The sequence below is a fragment of the Brinjal little leaf phytoplasma genome, from assembly GCF_978563805.1.
This window is the reverse complement of sequence record NZ_CEAFKD010000002.1, coordinates 36,666-59,892: the sequence shown is the minus strand read 5'-3', so window position 1 is coordinate 59,892 and position 23,227 is coordinate 36,666. Positions and strand designations below refer to the sequence as shown.

Genomic DNA, 23,227 nt, shown 5'->3' with positions numbered 1-23,227 from the left:
ATTTTATTTTATGACAACGACATTTCTATTTTTTTAAAACATGGTAACAAAGCGGTAATAAAATGGCGGAGTAGAAGGGATTCGAACCCTTGCACCAATATTTTGGACTACGTCCTTAGCAGGGACGCCTCTTATAACCTACTTGAGTACTACTCCTTCATTTGCAATTATAAATACTATTCAATTATAATATAAATATTTAAAATATTTTAAATAAAGTATAAAACTCTCGCCTAGTTAATTATTTTTTTTCATTATTTTTTTTATTTCTACAGTAATTAAAGGTATTATTGAAAATCCAAAAATAATAATTACATCTAAAAAAGATAAAGAATGAGATAATTTAAAAGTTTTTCTAAAAAAAGGTATTATAAAAATAATTATTTGCAAAAATAAACTAATGATAAAACAAATTATTAAATAGAAATTGGTTTTTAAACGAAAAATAGATTTATCCAAACTTCTTAAATTGAACACATGAATTAATTGAGATAAAGATAAAACCATGAAAGCAAAAGTTTGTCCATATTGATTAGGTTGATTATTCGAATTTATTTGATATCCTATTAAAGCGGCTATAAACGTTCCTAAACCGATAATTAGACCTTCATTGAAAATTTTCCAAATTATTTTTTTATTTAATAAAGATGCTTTAATAATACGTGGTTTTCTTGTCATAATATTTGTTTCAGGTAATTCTAATCCTAAAGCAATAGCTACTAAGGAATCAGTTACTAAATTAATCCAAAGAATTTGTAAAGTATTTAAAATAATAAAATTTTTATTAAAAAAGATACTTCCTAACAAAGTATTTAATAGAATAACAATAATTTCTCCGATATTACAACTTAATAAAAAGATAATAATTTTTTTTATGTTATCGAAAATATTTCTGCCTTCTTCGATAGCATTTGTTATAGTCTGAAAATTATCATCAGTTAAAATAATATCTGAAGATTCTTTAGTGATATCAGTTCCTGTGATGCCCATTGCAATACCTATATCAGCTTTTTTAATACTTGGAGCATCATTAACACCATCTCCTATCATTCCAACAATTTGACCTTTTTTTTGCCAAGCTTTAATAATTTTTAATTTATGTTCAGGATTAGTTCTAGCATAAACTTTAATTGAAGTTAATTTATCATCTAATTCTTTTTCGCTTAAAATATCTAATGTTTTACCTTCAATAACTAAATCTTTAGAAGGATTAAAAATTTTTAATTCCGAAGCGACTTTGATAGCTGTTTGAATATGATCTCCTGTTATCATAATAATGTTTATAAAAGCTTTTTGACATTTTTTCATTGTAGCTAAAATATCAGAACGTATTGGATCTTCTATACCGCAAGCTCCTAAAAAAATAATTTTTTTATTTATTTTGTTTAATATTTGTTCAAGATTGAAATTATTTAAATCATAATTAATAAAAGGATCAAGCGGTGCATAAGCAATACCTATAACTTTATAACCTTCCGACGACATTAAGTTTAAATCCTTTTTTATTTGTATAATATTTATTTCATTTTTATCAATAATGTCTTTTTGATATTGGATAAAAGATGATAAATTAAATAAAATTTCAACAGCTCCTTTGATTATTAAATATTTTTTATTGTCTTTTTGATGAATTGTCATCATAAATTTTTTATTGTTATCAAAAGGAAGTTCTTTTATTTTTTTGTTATTTTTTTGAATTTGATAAATGTTTAAATTTAATGAATATCCTAAATCTATAAAAGACTGATCAATGGGATCAAATGAAAAGTTTGTTTTGTTTTGAGATTTGATTTCTTGTGAATAAAGAAAATTATTATTACATAAAATACCATAAGTAATAAATTTGTTTACATTTTGATCTAATATGCAATTAGAATTAATTTCTATTTTTTTATTATTAAGGTATAATTGCTTAATAGTCATTTTGTTTTGAGTTAAAGTACCTGTTTTATCAGTACAGATAACATTAATAGAACCTAGAGTTTCTAAAGTTTTTAAATTTTTAACAATAGCGTTTTTTTTAATTAATCTTTTGATACCTGATGCTAAAATAATAGTTATGATAGCTAGTAAACCTTCGGGAATAACAGCTACAGCTAAAATAATAGAAGATACAAAAAGTTGTTTAATTATTGTGATATCTATTTTATATTCGTGATTTAGATAATATTTAAATAAATTCAAAACCAAATTTAAAATAGTAAAGACCAAAATAATAAAAATTAATATTTTAGATAATTGTTGAATGTTTTTTTCTAAAGGAGTTTTTTCTTTTTTTTGTTCTTTAATTAATTTAGTTATTTTCCCTATTTGAGTTTCCATTCCTGTTTTTATAACAACTCCGTGACCGCGTCCAGATACAATAGTGGTGTCCATAAAAACTAAATTAGGAGAATTAATTAAAAGAAATTTTTTTTGTATAATATTACTCTTTTTTTCCACAGATAATGTTTCACCTGTTAAAATAGCTTCATTAACTTTTAGATTATGAGTTTCAATTAGCCTTAAATCAGCAGGTACAATATCTCCGATTTCTAAAAAAATAATATCTCCTACAACTATTTGTTCTTTTAAAATAAGTTTTAATTCTTTATTCCTTAAAACTTTAGCATAAGGTTTTGTATTTTTTTTTATTAGAAATAAAGAATTTTCTTTATGAATTTCGTAAAAAAAACCTAAACAAGCATTACCTAAAATAATGATTAAAATTAAAATACTTTCTATTAATTCTTCTGTTTTATTTTCAATTAACCCTATTAAAAAAGTAATCAAACAAATGATTAATAATATATAAATAAAGCAATCGTTGAATTGATAAAAAAATTTTTGCCATAAATTTATTTTATTAGGTTCTTTTAATTTATTTAAACCATTTTTTAAGATTTTTTTATCTACTTGTTCTTTTGTTAAACCTTCCTTAAAATTAGTTTGTAATTTTTTTTCTAATAATTCTAAAGATGATTGAGGAAATAGTTTTTCCAATTTTATTTAAACTTTTCTAATTTGAATTTTATTTCAAAAATTTAAAAAAATTTTGTCCAAAAATAAATATTAAATTTTTAATTTAAATAATTATTATATATGAGTAATACGTACCGTATTAATAACTAAGCCATCATATTTTAAACCTTCAAATTGCCAATTATTATATAAAATTTTAATTTTTTCATTTTTATCAGGCATTCTTTTTAATTGTCCTAGAATAAAACCGCTTAAAGTGTCATAATCTTCAACAGGTAAATCAGCTTTTAAATATTCTTCTGTTTCATGTAAATGAGTTGTTCCTTGAATTATGTATTCTTTATCAGAAACTTTAAGAATTTCATTTGTTTGTTTATCATATTCATCTTGTATATCTCCTAAAATTTCTTCAATTACATCTTCAATAGTTACAATTCCGGAAGTACCACCGTATTCATCCACGACAATTGCTATATGATTTTGTTTTATTTGCATTTCTTTAAATAATTCGCTAATATTTTGAAATTCAATAACAAAATAAGGTTTACGCAAAAATTGTTTGATATCAAAAGTTTTATTTATATTGTTAGGATTCGCTCTCTCTTCTGCAATCAAACCTTTAAAAATATCTTTAACATGGATAATACCTATTATTTTGTCGATATTTTCTTCATATACAGGGAATCTAGTATATTTTTTGTTAGAAATGAATTCTATAATTTCATCTTTAGTCATATCAGATTTTATAGCTATAATTTCTGTTCTATGACGCATAATATCAGAAACTATTGTTCCGTCAAAATCAAAAACATTTTGAATCATATTTTTTCTATTATTGTTAATAACACCTGTTTTATAGGAAGAAGTAAGCAATAATCTTAATTCGTCTTCATTGACAATATCTTTTGGAACAGTAGTGTCAATTCTAAAGATAAATAAAATAAAATTACTAATTTGATTAAATATCCAAACAAAAGGTTTTGTGAAAAAACAAATTATATTAAAAACACCAATAAATAAATAAGCTGTTTTCAAAGGAAAAGCCAAAGCAATTCTTTTAGGCACTAATTCACCAAAAATAATAGAAATGAAAATAACCAATATTTCGATAGCATATTTTTGAATATTTGGCATATTATGAATTTGAGAATTTATTAAGAAACCTTGGGAAAAAGTTAAAATATGAATTATTATTTGAATAACCGATAAAAAAAAATTAGGTTTTTCTTTTAATTTTTTTATTCCAACAGCTTTTTGAATATCTTTTTTCACTTCTGAATCAATTTTATTTTGACTTAAAGAAACTAAAGCTATTTCAATAGAGGCAAAAAAAGCATTTGATAAAACTAAGAAAATAATTAAAAAAATTTTTATTATAGTCGGGTCTGTTGTCATAAAATTATAAGTTTAGTGAAACTCCTTTGTTTTTTAGTTTAAAATTTAAATTTCGACATAACTACCTTTATTATATCATATGAATAAAAAAATTATAATTCATTTTTTTATTCATATTAGAAAGGTTTTTTAAATTATTTTTCAACATCTCTTGAAACATAAAGACCTGTTTCGGTATTGATAATAATTTTTTCTCCTTGTTCGATAAAAATAGGTACTTTAACTTCAAAACCAGTTTCTAAAGTAGCTTCTTTATAAGAAGTTGTTTTTCGGGTATTGTTTGATGTTGTGAAAGAATCAGTTTTAATTATTTTAAAAGAAATTTTATCAGGAATAGAAAATCCTAAAATTTCTTGTTTATCATCGAATATAACGTCGACTAACATATATTCTTTTAAATATTTAATGATATGTTTTAATTTATCTTTGGGTATTTCAAATTCTTCATAAGTATCAGTGTCTAAAAAAATATATTTGTTATCTAAAATATAAGAAAATTGTAATTTTTTTTTGTTTATTATTGCTTTTTCAATTTTAATACCCGAATTAAAAATATGTTCGATGACATACCCATCTTTTAAGTTTTTTAATTTACTTCTTACGAATGCCCCACCTTTCCCAGGTTTAACATGTAGAAAATCTATAATTTGATAAACATTGTTATTTAATTTAATAGTTTGGCCTATTTTAAAATCATTTGTATTAATCATTATTTTTTCTTTTTTTCTATTCCTTTTTTAAAAATTTTTTTGTTTTTTGAAATATTTGTTCTTTCCAATTTTCATTTAAAGTATTTATGATTTGTAAAGATGAAATTTGATTTTTGAACCATGTTTTTTGTCTTTTAGCATATTTTAAAGAATTTCGAATAATTAAATTTTTAGCATCTGTTAAACTTATTTTTTTTTCTAAAAAGTCTTTGATTTCGCGATAACCTATAATATTCAAATTCGCTTTAGTATAATTTTGCATAAGATATTTTACTTCTTCAATAAATCCCTTTTTCAACATTTGCTCTAATCTTAATGCGAGCCTATTCTTTAAAATATTTTTAGTAGTATCTAAATAAAAAAATAAAATGTCGAATAAAGGAATATTTTTACCTGTTTTTTGAGATCTTAAATTATTTTGTATAATTTGTTTATAAGCGCTTATAATACGACGATTATTTTTTGTATCTATAATTAAATCAGGATCTTTTTGTTTAATTTTTTGTAACATTTGTTCTATAGATAAATTATTTGTCTGAATTATATGATTTAATGATTTATTTTCAGGCATTAATTCATAATCAAAAAGAGCTGCTTTAATATATAAACCGCTACCACCTACTAAAACAGGAACCTTAATTTGAGGTATTAACGAGCGAACATCTTTTTGAAAATTATAAATATTATAACTATCTTCTGGTTCGATTTTATTTAGCAAATGATGTTTCACTTTTTGGATTTCTTCAACAGTTGCTTTAGCAGAACCTATATCAAATTTTTTATAAATTTGAACTGAATCAGCATTTATAATTTCTCCTTGAAATAAAATAGCTAATTCAATAGATAAATCAGTTTTTCCGGATGCTGTTGGTCCTGATATAACTATTATTTTTTTCATATTTCTCCATTGAAATGAAATTTTAATGAATATTTTTTTATTACATAAAATTATTCATTAAAATTTATTTTTTTAATTTGTTTTTGGTTACCTAAAGTTAATAAAACACCATTTAATTGTCTTTTTCCTTTTGCAATTTGATGTTTTTTTCTATTTTTTTTATGAATAAAATTATTTATAATAATATTTTTATCTTGCCCAATAATTCCTTCATATGGTCCTGTCAGTCCTACATCAGAAATATAAAGTGTTTTTTTTGGTAATATTTTATCATCATTAGTTTGAACATGAGTGTGTGTGCCAACAATAGCATCAATTCTACCATCAAAATAATGAGCTAAAGCTATTTTTTCACTTGTTGCTTGAGCGTGAAAATCTAAAAAAGAATAATCATATTTTTGACGACAAATATTTAAAACGTGATCAATTGTTTTGAAAGGACATTCTAAGTTATCCTTATTTATAAATACTCGGCCTAACACATTCATTATAAGAATTCTTTTATTTTTATGTTTTATTATTTTATAACCATTGCCAATATTTTTTTTATTATCTAGTAGATTTACAGGTCTAATTATATTAGAGGATAAAATAAAATTTTTAATAGATTCATTATGAAAAGTATGATTGCCCATCGTCATTATATCAACTCCGGACAAAATTAAATCTTTATAATTATTATAATCTAGACCTTTGCCATTATAAACATTTTCAGCATTTGCAATAATTATATTTGATTGATATTTTTCTTTTAAGAAGTTCATTTTTTCTATTAAATATTCGACGCCTGTTCTACCATAAATATCGCCGATAAAAAGAATTTTCATAATTATATTTCAAACTCCTTAATTATTATTAACTTCGGCTATATCAATTGCTCTAATCTCTCTAATAACTGTGATTTTAATAGAACCATTGTAATGTACATTTTTTTGAATTTGTTTTTTGATTTTTTTAGCTATTATAAAAGTATTTAAATCATTAACTTCTTTAGATTTGACGATAACTCTTATTTCTCTTCCAGATTTAATTGCATAAGCTTTTTCAACTCCTTGAATACTATTAGCGATATTTTCTAATTGCGTGATTCTTTGTATATAATTATTAATTGAATCTCTTCTGGCTCCCGGTCTGGCAGAGCTAATTGTATCAGCTATTGCAACTAAAACAGCTATTAAAGTAGTAGGTTCTTGATCTTCGTGATGCGAGGCAATAGAGTCAATAACTTCTGGGGGTTCTTTATATTTCAGTGCTAGATCTACACCAATTTTTACGTGACTTCCTTCTATATGATAATCTAGAGATTTTCCAATATCATGTAAAAGCCCTGCTCTTCTAGCAAGTACTTCATTTTCATCTATTTCGGCTGCTAAAATTCCTGCTAAAAAAGATACTTCTAAAGAATGATTTAGAAGGTTTTGACCATAACTTGTTCGAAAATTTAATTTGCCTAACAATTTAATTAATTCTTCATCTATAAATCCTATTTTTGCTTCGTAAATAGCTTCTTCACCTATTTCTTGGATAAATTCATCAATTTCTGAAGATGTTTTTGCAAATATTTTTTCAATACTTGCAGGAGTTATTCTTCCGTCCATAATTAAATTTTCTAAAGTTCTTTTAGCAATTTCTCTTCTGATAGGCTCAAAACAACTTAAAATCACGGTATTAGGATTATCATCTATTATTAAATCTACTCCTGTAATAACTTCAAAAGCTTTTATATTACGGCCTTCTTTACCAATGATTTTACCTTTAAATTCATCTTGTTCTAAAAAAATTGTACTTGTATTATGTGTATCTACAATTTCTTTAGATAATTTTTGCATTGTTAAGACTAATAAATGTTTTGCTTTTGTTTTGATTTTAAATTTATATTCTTTTTCTTGTTCTTTTTCATAATTCATTATTTCTTTATAAGAATTTTCTTTAGCTTGTTGTAAAATGATTTCTTTGGCTTCTTTTTGATTTAAATTTGAAATTTCTTCTAATTTATTTTGTTGTTGTATTAGTGTTGTTTCGATTTGATTTTGCATTTCTTCTAAATATTTTTTACTAACATCTATTTTTTTTTCTTTATTATATAAAGATTCTTCTTTTTCATTTAAATATTTAAATCTTGAAGTTAGTAATTCTTCTTTATGAATAATTTTTTCTTCTAAATTAATAATTATATTTCTTCTTTGATTGAGATCATGTTCTGTTTCTTTTCTTAATAAAGCAATTTTTTTTTCAGCTTCTTCAATAATTTTTGCTGAAATAAATTGAGATTGTAATATTTTTTTTTTAATGTTTTCGTTTGCTTGTTGTATTTGTTTTTTTATTTTTTTTTTGACAAAAAAATAAATAAAATTTCCTATTAAAAAAATGCAAAAAGAAAATAAAAAAATAAAATATAACCAATTTTGTCTTTCTCCGTCCATTTATATTTTAGTTTATTATAAACAATACTTTCCTTTCTAATATATCAGAATATTTATTTTTTGATTTTTTTCAAAAAAAAATTTGAATTAAAAATTTAATTCGAATTTTTTTCATATGAATTAGTTTATATAAAAAAATTTTATTATTTTAGACAATTAATTTTTAAATATATAAAAAAATTATATATAGTATTTATTATATTATAATAATAAATATTATTCAAATAATATTTATTATTAAAAAATAAAAAAACTAAAAATTTATGAAATAATTTTTAGTTTTTTATTTTTTAATTTTAATGATTTATAAAATGATCTTTTTATAGTATTTATATATTTAAAAATGAATTATTTCAAAGTATTTTTTTGAATTTATTTCATAATTAAATTAATTTTTTTTTTTTTGTTTTCTTAAATAAATTTGGAGGATTGACGGATTTTATCGTTTTATCTAGAATTTGTTCGCCTTTTTTGTATAAATTTTGCGAAATTTTTTCGCCAATTTTTGTTTTTGACAATTTTTCGAATAAATTTTCAGAATCTTGCTTTTCTGGTTCAACATTGTTTTCATGCGAATAGAATATATCATATTTTTATATCTTTATTAATTAAGAAATTAATGAAAAAATATTATTTGATATAAACCCTCGCCCAAACCGCACGGGCATATTCCTATGCATACGGCTTTCCGAGTTAACTTATAAAAATTAATATATAATTTTTATTTTATTAGAAAAAAGTATTTTTTCCCTCTGCTTTCCTTCCCCTTGTGAAAGTTATTAACTTCTCCTAGGTAAAACATTACTTTTACGAGTACTATGAAAGCTCTGAAAGCATATAAATTTAAATACATTTTTATAAATTGATTTATTTAAAGATTTAAATTTATTTAGCTTGTCCAAGGTAGCTATTTAATTTGGGTAAGTGTTAAATGTTGCATGGATAATCTCAGTAAAATAATTATTATTAAAAAAATTTTTATTTTTTTATATAAATTAAGTGTTCTTTCGAAGAAAGGATAGTTTAATCATTAGATAAAGATAATAATTAAAGACTTAATTTAATAATTTTTTGCATAAAATAAAATTATTTTTTCAAAATTAAAAAATAATAATTTCAAAAATATTATTTTTAATTATTTTATATCTTCAATTCCCTAGAATTTCATGCTTTTTAACTTCATTTCGCATCATTGATGCTTTTTGGATATGCTATTTTCCCTTATTGAACTTTCATTCTCAGGTTAATCCAATAATGTGATATACTATCCAACAATATCAAAGGAACCCTAAATTTCCTCTAAATTAAACGCCCTTACTTGCGCACTTTATCTTCATTTGTTGATGTTATATCTTCTTGTTGTTCGATATCTGTTATTAAATTTTCTGGATCATTATCCGAAGTATTTGATAATGTTTCATTTTCTTCTTTAGATGAATTAAAAAAAAGAGTTAAAAAAGCAATAAATGATGTTAATAAAAAACAAGTTGAAACAAAAATAATAATATTTTTTTTAGATTCAAATATTTTTTTAATCATGTTATTTTTTTCAATATCTTTCTTTCATTATTTTCTATTTATTGATATTTAATAAATTTTTATTAATTTTAAATTTTTCAAAATTATAAAAAAATAGATTATAAAATTTACTTTATTAAAAGTAAAATATTATATACCTATTCATTATTATTATATAATAATAATGAATAAAATTTTTTTATAAAATGTATTATATATTTTATGTTTTAATAATTTTTAAAATTTTTTATATTTTAAATAAGCAAATTTATTTGTTTTATTATTCGTTTTTGGTTTTCAGTATAAAATATTTTTTAAATTTGGTATAATATATGTACCTCACATTGTATTTTGTATTAACTCATATATGGATAAAAATGTAGTATTACATTTTATTTATAGTTGAAGTTTTTTAAAATTTGAGTTTTTTATCATGTTTAATATATATAATATGTTTTACAAATTTATAAAAAATAATAATTATTTGAAATGATAATTTTTTTATCAAAAATAATAAAAAGTCTTTTTTTATTTTTGATATTTCAAAAGAAAAATTTCATTTATAATATAAGGTTGCAAAAATGAATATAATTTTAATAGGCCCACCGGCCTCAGGCAAAGGCACTCAATCTTTAATTTTAGCTAAACATTTTAATATTCGTCATATTTCTATAGGAGATATTTTCCGCACAAATTTAAAAAATAAGACAGAATTAGGTAAAATAGTCATGTCTTATATTAATAAAGGTTTGTTAGTTCCTAACGAAATAACTAATTCTATGATAAGTAAATATTTTAATCAAGAAGATCTTCAAAAAGGTTTTATTTTAGACGGTTATCCTCGTAATTTACATCAATCATATTTTTTGACCGAAGAATTTCATAAGAGAAATATTTTTTTGACTAAAGTTTTTTATTTTAATGTTTGTGAAAAAATATTAGAAAAAAGAGTGATGGGTAGAATGGTTTGCCCTCAATGTGGAGAAATTTATCATAAAGAAAATAGATCTCCTGAGAGGTATGGTTTTTGTAATAATGACAATACTTATTTAGTTCAAAGAAAAGATGATAATTTGAATACTTTTAAAAAACGTTTATCAGTTTATAAAAAAGAAACTTTACCTTTAATAGATTATTATCAACAAATGAATAAGTTAGTAGAAATTAAAGTAGAAGATAATCAAAAGTCAATCAAAGATATCACTAAAATAATATTAGAACAATTATCTAACATAAAATAAAATTTTTTTTTCTATTTATTTAACGAAATAAATAGAAAAAATTTTTTTATAAAAAATTATTAGTTATTTATATTAAATTAATAATTTAAAATTAAAAATAAATTTTTTTTTGGGCTTTTCGGAGCACAATAATATAAAAACATTTTAATTATCTTTGAAATAAAAAAATTAATAAAATATAAAATGTAAAAAAACAAAAATTATTTTATTATTATTAACTAAAATTGAAATAATCTTATTAGAAAGTTTTGCAATAATGAAAATAAAAGGCAAAATATTTTTAGATATTATCATTATATTGATAATATTCAATTATATTGAGTCGTTAAACGCTATTAGTAATATTAATAATGATAATAACAAACTAAAATATACGGATTACCCTATTATTAATACATTGAAAAGAACATTCCCAAAATTATCGAATGAACAATTATTAGAAAAAGTTTTGATTAAAATATTGGAAGAATTTGATAAACCTTATTATAATCTTCCAAAAAACAACAATTTAGAAGAAAAGTTGAAATTATTAGAAAAATATAATTTAATAAGCGAATTTCAGAATACAATTGCCCAAGCTGTTTTCGATATAAATGAATATGTTTTTGTTTTTGTAGGCAATAAAATAGATTTTGACAATTACAATACATATTTACGATATAAAGAAAATAATTTTCAAGACTCAAGAGGATTTTTTTGGCGAACATGGTCACCTGCTAATATTGAATTTGTATCTAAAAAAACGATCCAATTTTTAGCAGATGTTTTTGAAGAAATTATGATTTTAGAATCCAATAAACAAATTAATTCTCAAACACAAGAAAATATTGATCAAATAAATAATCAAGTTTTAGCTTTACAAAAACAAATAAAAGACTATAATATTTTATTTCAAGCACAAGATCAACAAGTTACGCAACAAGCAAAAGAAATCGCGGATTTAAAAGATATTATTAGTTATAGAGATAATATTATTTTTAATTTGCGATCCGAAATACAAGATAATAATAAAAAAATAAATGAATTGAATTCTAAATTAGAGAATAATTTGTTATCTCCTCAAGAAAGAGCAAAATTTGAAAAAGAAAAAAGAGAATTAAATGAATTAATTACTCGTGCTAAAGATGAATTAGATGTTCAAGATAATATTATTAATTCTCAAAAAGCACAAATTGAAAATTTAATAATTCAATTGGAAGAAAGTAAACAAAATATTAATGAAACAGAAAATTTGAGACAAAAAGACAAAGAAGAATTTCAAAAAGAAATTCAAAGAATCATTGAACAATTAAATAATTTGAATAAACAATTAGATTCGAGTCAAAAAATTATTGATCAATTAAGCGTTACTATTGAAGAACAAATAATATTATTGAAAAAAAAAGATAAAAAAATTGAAGAATTGAATATTCGTATTGAAGATAATATGACTCAAATTAAATCTTTAAATAATGATATTGATCAACTAAATAAACAATTAAGTCAAAAAATAGACGAACTTCAAAATAATAAATCATTAACTTATTCAATGCAACAAAAATTAAATGAAGAAATTCAAGCACTTAAAAAAGAAAAAAAAACTTTAACTAAAAAATTTCGTTCTCAAGAATTGATTTTATTTAGTAATCAAAAACAAATTGAAAAATTAATTAGTGATTTAAAGTTGAAAAATATAGAAATTGATGATATCAAAAATTCTAATATAAAAGAGAAACAAGAATTAAAAGATAAAATTAATGAAACAATAGATAAATTAATTAAAACAGAAAACGACTTAAATATTGCGCAAAATGATATTAAAATATTTAAACAAACTATTCAAGAACAAAAAGATATTATAGAAACACAACAAAGTCAAATTTCAATTTTAAATCAGAATATAAAAATAAAAGAAAATGTTATAAATACTTTAAATGATAAAATTGAAAAAGAAGATAAAGAATTACAAGAAGCAAAACAAGAACTTTTGACAAATAAATTTTTGTCAGAACAAGAAAAACAAGAACTAAAAGATAAGATAGAACAAAAAGAAGAATTAATTAAAGAATTAAAAGCAACATTATATTCAAGAGAACAATCTTTAAGCCAAGCAAAAGAAGAAATTAAAAATTTAACAAATAAATTGGAAAAACAAGAAGAACAAATTATTGTAAATAAAAATTTAAGTGAATTAGAAAAAAATATATTAAAGGACCAAATAAAAAACTTAACAGAATCTCTTTCAAAAATGGGAAAGGATTTAGAAAATCATCAACAAACAATTGACAAATTTAGACAAACCATTAAAGAACAAAATATTATTATTGATAGAAACAAACAAGAAATTATAGATTTGGAAAAAATTATTGATACAAAAAATTCTGATATAGATTTTTTGACGAAAAAGATAGAAAAAAAAGATAAAGAGTTAAATCAAAAAATTGAAGAGTTATTACAAAATAAATTTTTATCTGAACAAGAAAAACAAACTTTAACAGAAGAAATTTCTCAAATAAAATTAGAAATGAAAACTTTGAAAGAACAAATTTTACAAAAAGAAAATTTTATAACTGAAGCAGAGAAAAAAATTTCTGATTTAGAATTAAAATTGTCATATCAAAGAAAACAAATTATAAAAAACCAAATTTTACAAAAAAATGAAAAACAAGAATTAAATAATAGTATTCATAGGCAAACACGTATTTTGGATAGATTAAAATTTAAATTAGAAAGATATAAAGATAGAATAGAACGTGCTTTGCAAAATAGTCATATGTTTAGTGATTTACTTATAACAGCAATGTCTCATATGGGAAATATGAATAAAGAAACTTTAAATTTTTTGCACGAAATCCGAGATGATCAAAAATCTAAAAAAAACGATGAAATGAATAATGTTAAAACTTTTGCAAGACAAATAGATAAATTGCATGGTTTTTCAGATATTATAGGTAATGAAGCATCTAAAGAACAATTAAGAGAAACTGTAGAACAATTAAAAAATTTAAATTTATATAAATCTATGGGAAGTCAAAAGACACCTAAAGGTATTTTATTATATGGACCTCCAGGAACAGGAAAAACTTATTTAGCTGAAGCTTTCGCTAAAGAAGTAGGATTGCCTTTTTTCGCTGTAACATCTTCTGATTTTTCTAAAACATATGTTGGCGAAGGCCCAAGATTGATTAAAAATCTTTTTGATGAAGCTAGAAAAAATTCTCCAAGCGTAATTTTAATAGATGAATGTGAAGTAGCTTTTAAAAAACGTCATAGTGATGGTTTGAGTTCTGATCATGGTAACATCATTACTGCTTTTCTATCACAAATAGAAGGTATTTATTCAGATCCAGAAAAACCAGTTTTTGTCATTGCAACAACCAATTTCAAAGATGATATTGATAATTCTATTTTAAGTCGTTTTAATAAGTTGATTGAAGTTGATTTTTGGGCAGAAAAAGATATAGTTCTTTTTTTAAAAATTATTTCTAAAAATTATAATCTAGATATTAGAGCTTATAAATATTTGGAAAAAATTTCAGAACAAATAATAAATTCTGGCTTAAATGAATTAAGAACTCCTAGAAAATTAATAGACTTATTCGAACAAGCAACTATAACTGCGATTTCAAAACATAAACATTTAAATATTTTACCAATAGATTTACAATTAATAATGGATAGGTTTACAAATAAGAAAAATATTATTAATTGGGATAATCATGAACATATAAAATATGATATAAATGAATTATTAGAAATAAAAGAGTATAAAAATACCCCCATAAAACATCTTTTTGTAGATAGTTTTTTTACTGATGAAGAAAAAAAATATTTTCAATTAATTCAAAATGGTTATTTACAAAATAATAAATTAGTTTATAATAAAGATGCTACAATGCAAACACTAGAAGTAGATATTGATTCAAATCAATTAGAAAAAATAAAAATGTTTTATTCTTCTGAAAATCCTTTGCCTGATAAATTAATGGGTTTTTATTTTATACAAAAACCAGATAGTCCGCAAATAGAAGATATAAAAAATATTTCTACTTTGGAAGAAATTTTAACTCAAGCTATTAAAAATAAAATAAAAAAAATTTATTTTATTTGGGATATAGAAAAAATAAAAAATAATAAAATTAAAATTTATGGATTAATGAATAAATATAAAAATAAGTTTCGTTTTTTAACATTAGATAATGTTTTAATTGAACAATTGTTAGAGATCGGTCAAAATACTGAAAATAATGAGATATTATTTGAACAAAAAATATTACAGTATATAGATAAAATAAAAAATAAGTTAGTTGATGATATTTATAATGTTATTACAATAAATTCAAATTTGAATATTTCAGATTTGAATATTTCAGAAGATTATTTTAACTTAAGAGAACAAATTGAACAAAAGGTTAACGAAACTTTAGAACAAAATGATCACTTTACTTTAGATGAAATAAAAAAAGATATTATTTTTGTTATGAGACATAAATTAAAACAAGAACACAATATGTCTTTAAAAGACAAAATTAGTTATTTAACTAATAAAATCAATTTTAATAAGAAAATATTTGATTTTAATGAAATAGAACAAATGAGAGCACAAATTAATGATATTATTTATAATTATTTTGTTTCAAAATCTAATTATTCTTTAAAAGATATTGAGGATCAAATTAATAAAGTTAAAGATGAATGCACACGAATAATTTTTAATGATAAATGGGCTTTTATATTAACAAAATTAAATATTAATTTTAATTTATATAAAGATAAAATAATAGATATATTGAAGCAAAAAACTCAAAAAGAATTATTTTATCAAGATCTTGAATTAGATGAAATAATTAATATTTTGAATGAAGAAAGTCAAAAACAAATTCAAAATATAGAAAGTAATTTAAATAAAAAGATATTGGACAATATAAATAGATACATCATAGTAGATAAAGAATTTCCAGAGAAAAGTATTTCTAATCAAGAAATAGAGTTAATTCAAAAAGGGGCTATTTTAATTGTTGAAGATGAATTAAAAAAAGAAAATATAAACGAAGAAGAAATATACGAAAAAATAAAGTCTTTTGTCAAAAATTATAAAACAAAACAAATGAATTTTGATGATTCTTTGTCTGATGTATTTTCCTTTATTCAACAAAATTTTTCTTGGTTAAAATTTGTATTAATTATAATTTTTTGTAAATATTTTTTTAGAAAGAAATCTTAATAAAAAAGAAATTTGATAATCAAATTTCTTTTTTTTATGATTAATATATTAATTAAAAAAAATTCAATTTTTGTGAATTATATATGTAAAATACTTTATAATAATTACAAAAAGGTAAGAAGATAAAAATTTAAATTATGTTATAATTTATTATAGAAATTCAAATATTTTAATGTTTATTTTTTTTGAAAAGAATACTGTAAATTTTTTTCATTAATATATGAAAATAATATCATTATAATTTATATTTCAATATCTCTATAATTCAGAATAATTTTATGAACAAAATCATAAAATTTAATAAACGAGGCAATTAATGGTAACTAATTTAGATGACATTTTTAGACAATCAATTTTATATACTAAATTAATAAAAAATAATATAAATAATTTAAAAGAATTAGTTTTAAAAAAACCTAAAACATATGAAAATTTTGTTTTGTCTAAATTAGATCGAATACCTGATAAAACAGAAATTAAATTATATGGCCTGATAATAACAAAACCTGTTATTTCTCGATTTTCCTTTAAAAAAAATACAAAAATTTTTCAGATATTAACTAATGTAAATACTACTTTAAAAGTAATTATTTTTAATAATTTTTTTTTTAAAATTATCCAATTAAATAAAAAAATTTTTATTAAAGGTATATATTATCATAAATATAATACGATTATAGCTTCTTTTTTATCTACGGAATCTAATATAGATAGTAAAATTCAACCTATTTATAAATTAAAAGGTATCCCTGATTATTCATTGCAACAATTAATAAAGAAAGTTTTTCAAAATTCTCAATTGCAAATAAAAGAAACTCTAAACTCAATAATTTTAAAAAAATATAATTTAATAAGTAGACAAGAGGCTTTTAAAAATTTGCATCTTCCTCAAAATAAACAAATGTTAAATAAAGCCATTCAAAGATTTAAATATGAAGAGGCTTTTATTATAATTAAAAGATGGTTTTATAAAATAAAACAATTACCTCTGAAACAACCTTTAAAATATAATATAAGTTATGTTAAAGAGATGATTAATAAAATCCCTTTTCAATTAACTTCGGATCAAAAAAAAATAGTAAATGAAATTTATTCTGATTTTAATAAAAATTATCCTACCCAAAGATTAATCCAAGGAGACGTTGGTTCAGGTAAAACAATTACAGTTTTTATAGCTGCTTTAGGTGTTATTAATTTAAATAAACAAGTTTTAATGATGACTCCTACGGAAATTTTAGCGAAACAACATTATTTGAATTTTAAAAAACTTTTTCCAGAAATTGAATCAATTATTATTACATCTAAAAGTAAACAAAAAAAAGTTTATCAAGAAGAAATTAAACAAAATAAATATAAAATGATTTTCGGAACTCATTTATTATCAAATATAGAATTTTTTCAATTAGGACTTATTATTATTGATGAAACTCATAAATTTGGTACAGATATAAAAAATAAAACTATAAATCAAAGTTTAACATCAGATATTTTATACCTTACAGCAACCCCTATTCCGAAAACTTTAGCCATTATTTATTCTGGTTTATTACAAATTTCTTTATTGACTGAAAAACCTTATTCTCAACAAAATATTATTACTAAACAATGTTCTTTTGATGAGATTGTTCCTTTGTTAAGGCAAAATCAATTACGCAATGAACAAAGTTATGTTATAGTTCCTGCTATAAAAGATAATAAAAAATATTTTAATATTCATAATGTTAATCTTTTTTTAGAAAAACACAATTTAGAACATCTTTATATTTTGCATAGCCAAAAAACAACAGAACTACAAGAAGAAATAATTTTAAATTTTATGCAAAATAAAAAAGGTATTTTATTAGCTACTTCTATTATAGAAGTTGGAATTGATATTTCTAATGTTACAACTATTATTATTTTAGGAGCAGAATATTTTGGTTTAAGTCAATTACATCAATTAAGAGGTAGAGTAGGTAGAAATAATAAACAGAATTATTGTTTTTTAGTTGCCCAAAAAGATAATGAAAGATTAAATATGTTACAAAAAGAAAATAATGTGAGAAAATTAAGTGATTTTGATCTTTATAAAAGAGGTCCAGGAGATTTTTTAGGCAAAAAACAAAGTGGTTTTTTTCAATTTCAATTCTTAGATATAAGAAAAGATTATCCGATAATAAATCAAATTAAAAAAGATTTTGAATATTTAAAAAATAAAAAATAAAAGGTATATTTAATAAAATGATTAAATTAGCTATAGATGCTATGGGAGGCGATTTCGCTCCTGAAATAGTCATCAAAGGCATTGTAAAGGCTTTGATAGAGGAAAAACAATTATATATTAATTTATATGGTGATCAAATTAAAATAAATCATATAATAAAAAATAAAATCGCTTCTTCTTTGTATGATTCAGTTAAAGATAGAATAAATTTTATTCATACTTCTTTTTATCTTTCGATGGATATAAAGAATATAAGAGAAGAATTAAGAGATAATCCAAATAATTCTCTTTTTTTAGCTTTAAAATCGGCTCAAGATAATCAAGTGGATGGAGTAGTTTCCGCAGGGCCAACTCAAGCTTTAGTATTGGCTAGTTTTTTAATAATTAAAACTATGAATTTTATGTCTAGAATAGCTTTAGCACCTATTTTTAATTCTTTAGATAATAAAAAAAGAATGTTAATAGATGCTGGCGCTAATATTGATATTACGCCAGAAAATTTATTAAATTTTGCTATTTATGCTTCTGTAGTAGCAAAAGAATTATTAAATATTGAAAAACCTATAGTTAAATTATTAAATATAGGTATTGAAAAAAATAAAGGCAGACTTTTAGATCAAACAGTTTATAATTTATTAGAACAAGATAATCGTATAATTTTTAAAGGGAACGAAGAGCCTCAAAATATTTTGACTACTGAAGCAGATATTTTAGTTAGTGATGGTTTTACCTCTAATATGATTTTAAAAAGTTATGAAGGATCTTTTCAAAATTCTTTTCAATCTGTTAAAAAAATTTTGACAGGTAATTGGTTTAAAAAAATTATAAGTCGAATTTTATTTGCAAAACAATTTCACAAAATTAAAAAAAAATTAGATGCTAAAGAAACAGGAGGCGCTATGTTATTAGGATTAAAAAAAATTGTAATAAAGGCTCATGGATCTTCTAACGATTATGCTTTTTATAAAGCAATTATGCAAGCTAAAATTTTAATTGAAAAAAATTTTTTAAATAAAATTTATCAAAAATTTAATGTAAAAAAGAGTTAAGAAAAAATATGAATTTAAAAAAATTATTTAAAAGATTAAATATTAAACCTAAAAATATTAATTTATATATTACTGCTTTAACCCATAGTTCTTATGCTAACGAGCAATCATCAAACCATATTAAAATGAATAATAATGAAAGGTTAGAATTTTTAGGCGATTCTGTTATTAATTTTTTAATGGCAAGTTATTTATATAAAAAAAATAAATATAGCGAAGGTACTATGACTAAAAAAAGAGCTCAAGCTGTTTGTATTGACTCTTTATTGATTTACGCTAAAGAAATAAAGTTAAAAAATTATATTTTATTGGGCAAGGGGGAAAAGAAAAGATATGACAATAATTACTCTATTCTATCGGATGCTTTTGAAGCTTTATTTGGAGCTATTTATTTAGATTTAGGATTTAATCAAACTCAAAAGATTTTCCATAATCTTGTTTTACCTTATTTAAAAAAAGTTATTAATATTATAGATTTCAAAACTAAATTACAAGAATTAATTCAAACTAATAGGCAAAATATTCATTATAAAATTGTTTCTGAACAAGGTTTAGCACATGAAAAAGAATTTATAACTGAAGTTTATTTAGAAGAACAATTTTTAGGCCGAGGGATGGGCAAAACCAAAAAAGCTTCTGAGCAAAAAGCAGCACAACAAGCTTTAATTAAAATAGAGAAAGAAAGGAAAATGAAAAATGTTTAAAATTCTTTATGAAGAAGGTGTGTTGAATATTGAAAAAATTTTACTTCGTGAATATCGTAAAATGAATTTAACTTCTCAAGAAGTGATGGTTTTGATTTTTTTATTCGAGCGTTATGAAACTAAAATTTTTTCTTCTTTATTTTTGGCGCAAAAAGCTAATTTATCTAAAAACGAAGTAGAAAATATTTTAGAAGAATTAATTCAAAAAAAATTTTTTGTTTTGTCACAAGATGAAAGAGATAATAAAATTATAGAAGTTTTTGATTTAAATAATACTTTTAAAAAAGTAGAACAAATTTATTTTGAAAAAGCAAAAAATAATAAAATACAAAAACAAAATAAATATATAACCCAAACTATAGAACAAATAGAAAAATTAAAAGGCGAAAATTTAGCATCATATGAATTAGAAATTATAAAAAATTGGTTTTTAGATAAAAATTATTCTTTTGAAGAAATAAATAAATCCATAAATATAGCAGTTTTAAATCAAAAAAAATCAATTTATTATATAGATAGAATTTTAAATCATAAAAATATTTTAAAAATAGAAAATGATGAGAAAGCAGATCAAATTCTTCATAAAATTTTCAATAAAATTAAATAATGTCTTTTTTATAAATATATCAAAATTATGTTATAATGTTAGTATTGAATCTAGAAGTAAAGATTTAATGATTTAAAAAAAATTATTTTTTAGAAATTATTATAAAATTGAAAAGAGAGGATTGAATAATAATGTCAAAAATGAAAGATTTTGTACAATCTAAAAATGGTAAGATAACTATTGGTGTTCTTGTTGCTATTGCAGTATTAACTTCAATCGCTGCAATATTATACTTTTGTGGAGTATTCGGAGGAGGAAAGGCAGTTGACAAAAAACTTATAGAAAAATTTGAAAAAAAAACAGCAATACCTTCTGTAGAATCTGATTATGATAACCAAGACAAAATTAAAAAAGTAGTTAAAGGCTATGAAGACGAATTCACTAAAATTACAGACGCAATCGATGCACATAATAAAAAAGCAAAAGACGCAGACCAAATTCAAGATAAAGTAAAAACATTTGTTAAAAATTTTAAAGACCAAGTTACAAATGAATTTAAAAGTGCTAATGATGTAGCTAAATTTAAAGAAGTTTATAATAGATTAAATTTTCCAAAATTTATAACTGATTTAAAAAAAGAATTAGGCGATATTGTAAAAAAATAATAAATTAAAAAAAGAAATTTTTAAATATAAAAAATAAAAACATTCGAAATATTATTAATTTCGAATGTTTTTTTATTTTATATTTAAAAAATATTGTAAAGATGTGTTTATAAAATTATTAAATAAAGGATGTGGTTTAAAAGGCCTAGATAAAAATTCAGAATGAAATTGAACTCCTATATACCAAATATGATTTTTTAATTCTATAATTTCAGGTAATTGTTCTTCATTATTCATACCTGAAATAATAAAATTATCATCTTGATTAAAAACAGAAATATATTCTGTATTCATTTCATAACGATGTCTATGTCTTTCATAAATTATTTCTTTTTGAAAAATTTCATAGCTTTTAGTATTTTTCTTTAATTGACATGAATATAACCCTAATCTTAAAGTTCCTCCTAAAAGAGAATTTTTTCTTTTTTGACTTATTACAGGGTATAAAGTATCATTATTAATTTCTATAGAGTTAGCATTCTCTAATTTTAAAACATTTCTAGCATATTCAATAACCATCAATTGCATTCCCAAACAAATACCTAAAATAGGAATATTATTAATGCGAGCATAAGTAATAGCTTTTATTTTTCCTTCGATAGCCCTTGATCCGAAACCACCAGGTATTAAAATTCCATGACAATCTTTTAATAATTTAGATATGTTTTCATTATTGATATCCTCTGCATTAATTAATTTAACTTCTATATCAGTATTATGATAATAAGAAGCATGTTTTAAAGCTTCTATAACAGATAAATAAGAATCTTGGACAGAAATATACTTTCCTACTAAACCGATAGTAATTTTATTTTTTAAATTCTGAATTTTATAAATTAATTTTTGCCATTCAGAAATATTAGATTTTTTTAAATTATTTATTTGAAAATGTTCTAAAATAAAATCATCTATTTTTTGTTCATTTAGATTAACGATAATTTTATATAAAATATCAACATCAATATTTTCAAAAATAGCTTTTTCTCTCACATCACATAAAATAGAAATTTTCTTTTTCATTTCGGATGAAATAGCTTTTTCGCTTCTTAAAATTAAAATTTGAGGTTGAATTCCTAAAGATCTTAATTCTTTAACACTATGTTGGGTTGGTTTAGTTTTCGTTTCATTAGAGCTTTTTAGATACGGAATTAAAGTATTATGAATATAAAGAGTATTATGAAATCCTAAATCATAACGTACTTGTCTAATAGATTCTAAAAAAGGTAAAGATTCAATATCTCCGACTGTACCTCCGATTTCTATGATGACAACATCATAATCAATATTAGTATTTTTTATTTCTAAAATTCTTTTTTTTATTTCATTAGTAATATGAGGAATAACTTGAATAGTTTCTCCTAAATATTTTCCTTGTCTTTCTTTATTTATGACATATTGATAAACTTGACCTGTAGTTACATTGGATTCTCTAGATAAATTTTCATCTAAAAATCTTTCGTAATGACCTAAATCTAAATCAGTTTCAGCACCATCGTTAGTAACGAAAACTTCACCATGTTGAGTAGGATTCATAGTGCCCGAATCAACGTTTATATAAGGATCCATTTTTTTCATAAAAACTTTTAATCCACGTGTTTTTAAAATTTGACCTATAGCAGCTCCAATAATACCTTTTCCTAAACCAGAAACTACTCCTCCAGTAATAAAAATAAATTTTTGATTTTTGATATTATTATTATTCATTTTTAG

Annotated in this window: 15 protein-coding genes and 1 tRNA gene; 7 read left to right on the top strand and 9 right to left on the bottom strand. The window is 21.6% G+C overall.

All coding sequences use genetic code 11. The features are described from left to right. Positions 1–63: 63 nt before the first annotated feature. The 8 genes from ACTCUI_RS00830 to ACTCUI_RS00795 form a co-directional block, all read right to left on the bottom strand. Positions 64–156 (bottom strand) — tRNA-Ser (locus tag ACTCUI_RS00830). Positions 157–237: 81 nt separating this feature from the next. Next, the gene (locus tag ACTCUI_RS00825) at positions 238–2,982 is read right to left on the bottom strand and encodes a cation-translocating P-type ATPase (protein WP_463430858.1); all 2,745 of its coding nucleotides are present in this window, start codon (positions 2,980–2,982) and stop codon (positions 238–240) included. A 93-nt stretch (positions 2,983–3,075) separates the two neighbouring features. Next, positions 3,076–4,356: a hemolysin family protein gene (locus ACTCUI_RS00820; protein WP_463430856.1), complete on the bottom strand. Its 1,281-nt coding sequence runs from the start codon at positions 4,354–4,356 to the stop codon at positions 3,076–3,078. A gap of 134 nt (positions 4,357–4,490) precedes the next feature. Further along, positions 4,491–5,066 (bottom strand): elongation factor P, encoded by a 576-nt coding sequence (gene efp / locus ACTCUI_RS00815; protein WP_463430854.1) that lies wholly within the window; start codon positions 5,064–5,066, stop codon positions 4,491–4,493. Between the two features lie 16 nt (positions 5,067–5,082). Further along, positions 5,083–5,964, bottom strand: coding sequence for a tRNA (adenosine(37)-N6)-dimethylallyltransferase MiaA (gene miaA, locus ACTCUI_RS00810; protein ID WP_463430852.1), 882 nt, complete (start codon positions 5,962–5,964; stop codon positions 5,083–5,085). Positions 5,965–6,014: 50 nt separating this feature from the next. After that, a complete protein-coding gene (locus ACTCUI_RS00805) occupies positions 6,015–6,791 on the bottom strand; it encodes a TIGR00282 family metallophosphoesterase (RefSeq protein WP_463430850.1) in 777 nt (258 codons plus the stop codon). 18 nt (positions 6,792–6,809) lie between these two features. Beyond that, positions 6,810–8,387, bottom strand: coding sequence for a ribonuclease Y (gene rny / locus ACTCUI_RS00800; protein WP_463430848.1), 1,578 nt, complete (start codon positions 8,385–8,387; stop codon positions 6,810–6,812). Positions 8,388–9,701: 1,314 nt separating this feature from the next. Then, positions 9,702–9,926, bottom strand: coding sequence for a hypothetical protein (locus tag ACTCUI_RS00795; RefSeq protein ID WP_463430846.1), 225 nt, complete (start codon positions 9,924–9,926; stop codon positions 9,702–9,704). Between the two features lie 560 nt (positions 9,927–10,486). Here ACTCUI_RS00795 and ACTCUI_RS00790 point away from each other — a divergent pair. The 7 genes from ACTCUI_RS00790 to ACTCUI_RS00760 all read left to right on the top strand — a co-directional run bounded on the left by ACTCUI_RS00790 (position 10,487) and on the right by ACTCUI_RS00760 (position 21,517). Continuing rightward, the gene (locus ACTCUI_RS00790) at positions 10,487–11,146 is read left to right on the top strand and encodes an adenylate kinase family protein (RefSeq protein ID WP_463430844.1); all 660 of its coding nucleotides are present in this window, start codon (positions 10,487–10,489) and stop codon (positions 11,144–11,146) included. Between the two features lie 256 nt (positions 11,147–11,402). Further along, positions 11,403–16,349: an AAA family ATPase gene (locus tag ACTCUI_RS00785; protein WP_463430842.1), complete on the top strand. Its 4,947-nt coding sequence runs from the start codon at positions 11,403–11,405 to the stop codon at positions 16,347–16,349. Positions 16,350–16,665: 316 nt separating this feature from the next. Next, positions 16,666–18,552, top strand: a complete 1,887-nt coding sequence (locus tag ACTCUI_RS00780) for a DEAD/DEAH box helicase (RefSeq protein ID WP_463430840.1) — start codon at positions 16,666–16,668, stop codon at positions 18,550–18,552. Positions 18,553–18,569: 17 nt separating this feature from the next. Then, positions 18,570–19,601: a phosphate acyltransferase PlsX gene (plsX, locus tag ACTCUI_RS00775; protein ID WP_463430838.1), complete on the top strand. Its 1,032-nt coding sequence runs from the start codon at positions 18,570–18,572 to the stop codon at positions 19,599–19,601. A gap of 8 nt (positions 19,602–19,609) precedes the next feature. After that, positions 19,610–20,305, top strand: a complete 696-nt coding sequence (gene rnc, locus ACTCUI_RS00770) for a ribonuclease III (RefSeq protein WP_463430836.1) — start codon at positions 19,610–19,612, stop codon at positions 20,303–20,305. Next, positions 20,298–20,912 (top strand): DnaD domain protein, encoded by a 615-nt coding sequence (locus ACTCUI_RS00765; protein WP_463430834.1) that lies wholly within the window; start codon positions 20,298–20,300, stop codon positions 20,910–20,912. Before rnc ends, ACTCUI_RS00765 begins: the two co-directional genes overlap by 8 nt. A 131-nt stretch (positions 20,913–21,043) precedes the next feature. Continuing rightward, the gene (locus ACTCUI_RS00760; RefSeq protein WP_463430832.1) at positions 21,044–21,517 is read left to right on the top strand and encodes a hypothetical protein; all 474 of its coding nucleotides are present in this window, start codon (positions 21,044–21,046) and stop codon (positions 21,515–21,517) included. Positions 21,518–21,589: 72 nt separating this feature from the next. On the opposite strand, the gene ACTCUI_RS00755 is transcribed toward ACTCUI_RS00760, so the two are convergent. After that, positions 21,590–23,221, bottom strand: coding sequence for a CTP synthase (locus ACTCUI_RS00755; RefSeq protein WP_463430830.1), 1,632 nt, complete (start codon positions 23,219–23,221; stop codon positions 21,590–21,592). Between the last annotated feature and the right edge of the window lie 6 nt (positions 23,222–23,227).

Excerpts from the sequence above, each read along its gene's own strand:
- plsX (WP_463430838.1), top strand. The coding sequence starts at position 18,570 with ATGATTAAATTAGCTATAGATGCTATGGGAGGCGATTTCGCTCCTGAA.
- ACTCUI_RS00780 (WP_463430840.1), top strand. The coding sequence starts at position 16,666 with ATGGTAACTAATTTAGATGACATTTTTAGACAATCAATTTTATATACT.
- rnc (WP_463430836.1), top strand. The coding sequence starts at position 19,610 with ATGAATTTAAAAAAATTATTTAAAAGATTAAATATTAAACCTAAAAAT.
- efp (WP_463430854.1), bottom strand. The coding sequence starts at position 5,066 with ATGATTAATACAAATGATTTTAAAATAGGCCAAACTATTAAATTAAAT.
- ACTCUI_RS00765 (WP_463430834.1), top strand. The coding sequence starts at position 20,298 with ATGTTTAAAATTCTTTATGAAGAAGGTGTGTTGAATATTGAAAAAATT.
- miaA (WP_463430852.1), bottom strand. The coding sequence starts at position 5,964 with ATGAAAAAAATAATAGTTATATCAGGACCAACAGCATCCGGAAAAACT.
- ACTCUI_RS00785 (WP_463430842.1), top strand. The coding sequence starts at position 11,403 with ATGAAAATAAAAGGCAAAATATTTTTAGATATTATCATTATATTGATA.
- ACTCUI_RS00795 (WP_463430846.1), bottom strand. The coding sequence starts at position 9,926 with ATGATTAAAAAAATATTTGAATCTAAAAAAAATATTATTATTTTTGTT.
- ACTCUI_RS00805 (WP_463430850.1), bottom strand. The coding sequence starts at position 6,791 with ATGAAAATTCTTTTTATCGGCGATATTTATGGTAGAACAGGCGTCGAA.
- rny (WP_463430848.1), bottom strand. The coding sequence starts at position 8,387 with ATGGACGGAGAAAGACAAAATTGGTTATATTTTATTTTTTTATTTTCT.
- ACTCUI_RS00820 (WP_463430856.1), bottom strand. The coding sequence starts at position 4,356 with ATGACAACAGACCCGACTATAATAAAAATTTTTTTAATTATTTTCTTA.
- ACTCUI_RS00755 (WP_463430830.1), bottom strand. The coding sequence starts at position 23,221 with ATGAATAATAATAATATCAAAAATCAAAAATTTATTTTTATTACTGGA.
- ACTCUI_RS00790 (WP_463430844.1), top strand. The coding sequence starts at position 10,487 with ATGAATATAATTTTAATAGGCCCACCGGCCTCAGGCAAAGGCACTCAA.
- ACTCUI_RS00760 (WP_463430832.1), top strand. The coding sequence starts at position 21,044 with ATGTCAAAAATGAAAGATTTTGTACAATCTAAAAATGGTAAGATAACT.